Source organism: Burkholderia sp. LMG 13014 (assembly GCF_905232215.1).
Taxonomy (GTDB): domain Bacteria; phylum Pseudomonadota; class Gammaproteobacteria; order Burkholderiales; family Burkholderiaceae; genus Burkholderia.
Genome location: NZ_CAJNKE010000816.1, coordinates 1 through 2,135, shown reverse-complemented (window position 1 = coordinate 2,135; position 2,135 = coordinate 1). Strand labels below are relative to the sequence as shown.

At 64.4% G+C, this 2,135-nt stretch carries 1 protein-coding gene; it reads left to right on the top strand.

Translation table 11 applies throughout. The features are described from left to right. Nucleotides 1-556 precede the first annotated feature (556 nt). Nucleotides 557-1,933 (top strand): nucleobase:cation symporter-2 family protein, encoded by a 1,377-nt coding sequence (locus JYJ84_RS34940; protein ID WP_175223405.1) that lies wholly within the window; start codon nt 557-559, stop codon nt 1,931-1,933. Nucleotides 1,934-2,135: the final 202 nt, after the last annotated feature.

The following is a 2,135-nucleotide window of genomic DNA, read 5'->3' as shown; positions in this document are numbered from 1 at the left end:
CGGCTGCAGCGACGACAGCGCATAAGGTTCGCTCGCAACCGCGCGCTCGACACCGTCGGCATCGAGCGTGACGAGTTTGACGGAGCCGGTGCCGAGGTCGATTCCGAGCAGGCGCATGACGTGAGGGCGAATTCGAATGAACGGATGTCGATGATAACGGGATCGTGATGCGCGCCCCGTTTTTTGCCGCCATCGCGGCAGGTCGAAAGCGCGATCGCCGGCCGGGTTCCACCCGGCTGCACCTTGCGGGCAAAAGCAGCCGTTCGCGGGTTAACCCGGCACGATTTTTACCATGCACTTTTTGCCACTATGCCGCCCGCCCGATACACACCATAAGGCGACCTATATTTGACACGGGGGCCCGCGCTATTTTGAAGCGCTATAAATCCGGGAAACCTCACTCCTGCGGCCGTTTCCCGATGATCGACACCCTGTTCCATGCCGAAATGGCATATCGAACCAGCAAAGAACGGAATAGAACCCAGCACTCTTGTTGCGTGGATTCATTCCGAATAATTTCGTATCACCCCGAAAACAAGATCATGGAGTGAGACAGATGCAATCGAACACGGTCCATCCGTGCGATGAGGTGCTGCCGACCGGCAAGCTGGTAACGCTTGGCCTGCAACACGTCCTCGTCATGTACGCCGGCGCTGTCGCCGTGCCGCTTATCGTCGGCGGCGCGCTCAAGCTGCCGAAAGACCAGATCGCGTTCCTGATCAGCGCCGATCTGTTTTCGTGCGGCATCGCCACGCTGATCCAGACGCTCGGCCTGTGGATCTTCGGGATCCGCCTGCCCGTCATCATGGGCTGCACGTTCGCGGCCGTCGGCCCGATGATCGCGATCGGCACCAACCCCGGCCTCGGCATCCTCGACATCTTCGGCTCGACCATCGCGGCCGGCATCATCGGCATCGTGCTCGCGCCGATGATCGGCAAGCTGTTGCGGTTCTTCCCGCCCGTCGTCGTCGGCACCGTGATCGCCGTGATCGGGCTGTCGCTGATGGAGGTGGGCATCAACTGGGCGGCCGGCGGCGTCGGCAACCCCGAATACGGCAGCCCCATCTATCTCGGCCTGTCGCTGCTCGTGCTCACGCTGATCCTGCTGATCAACAAGTTCGGCCGTGGCTTCCTCGCGAACATCTCGGTGCTGCTCGGCATCGTCGCCGGCTTCGTGATCGCGTTCGCAATCGGCCGCGTGAACACCGACGGCGTGGCGCACGCACCGTGGGTCGGCTTCGTGATGCCGTTCCACTTCGGCCTGCCGCACTTCGACCCGCTGTCGATCGCGACGATGGTCACGGTGATGTTCGTCACGTTCATCGAATCGACCGGCATGTTCCTCGCGGTCGGCGACATGGTCGATCGTCCGGTCAACCAGGAGCGCCTTGTGCGCGGCCTGCGCGTCGACGGCCTCGGCACGCTGATCGGCGGCATCTTCAACTCGTTCCCGCATACGTCGTTCTCGCAGAACGTCGGCCTGATCGGCGTGACGGGCGTGAAGAGCCGCTTCGTGTGCGCCACCGGCGGCGTGATCCTCGTGCTGCTCGGCCTGTTCCCGAAGATGGCGCAGGTCGTCGCGTCGGTGCCGCCGTTCGTGCTCGGCGGCGCGGGCATCGTGATGTTCGGGATGGTGGCTGCGAACGGCATCAAGGTGCTGTCGAAGGTCGACTTCGTGAACAACACGCACAACCTGTTCATCGTCGCCGTGAGCGTCGGCATGGGTCTCGTGCCGGTCGTGTCGCCGCACTTCTTCTCGAAGCTGCCGCCCGCACTCGCCCCGATCCTGCACAGCGGCATCCTGCTGGCATCGGCGACGGCCGTGATCCTGAACATCGTGTTCAACGGCGTGAAAGGCGAAAAGGACGCGCGCTGCGACATCCGCCGCACCGGACACGACTTCGACGGCCGCCCGGCCGACGTGCATCACTGATCGCCACGCGCCGGACGACGGCGCGAAGCGGTAACGAAAAACGCCACGGCATGCCGTGGCGTTTTGCTTTGGGGGTGCGGACGACGCTCGGCGATCGGGCGGTCCGCCATCGCGCTTGAAGGGCTGCGTCCGGTGGCGCGGCACCGGAGGCTGGGTGCTGGGTGCCGGGTGCCGGGTGCCGGGTGCCGGGTGCCGGGTGCCG

Coding starts and splice junctions, on each gene's coding strand:
- JYJ84_RS34940 (WP_175223405.1), top strand. CDS start 557: ATGCAATCGAACACGGTCCATCCGTGCGATGAGGTGCTGCCGACCGGC.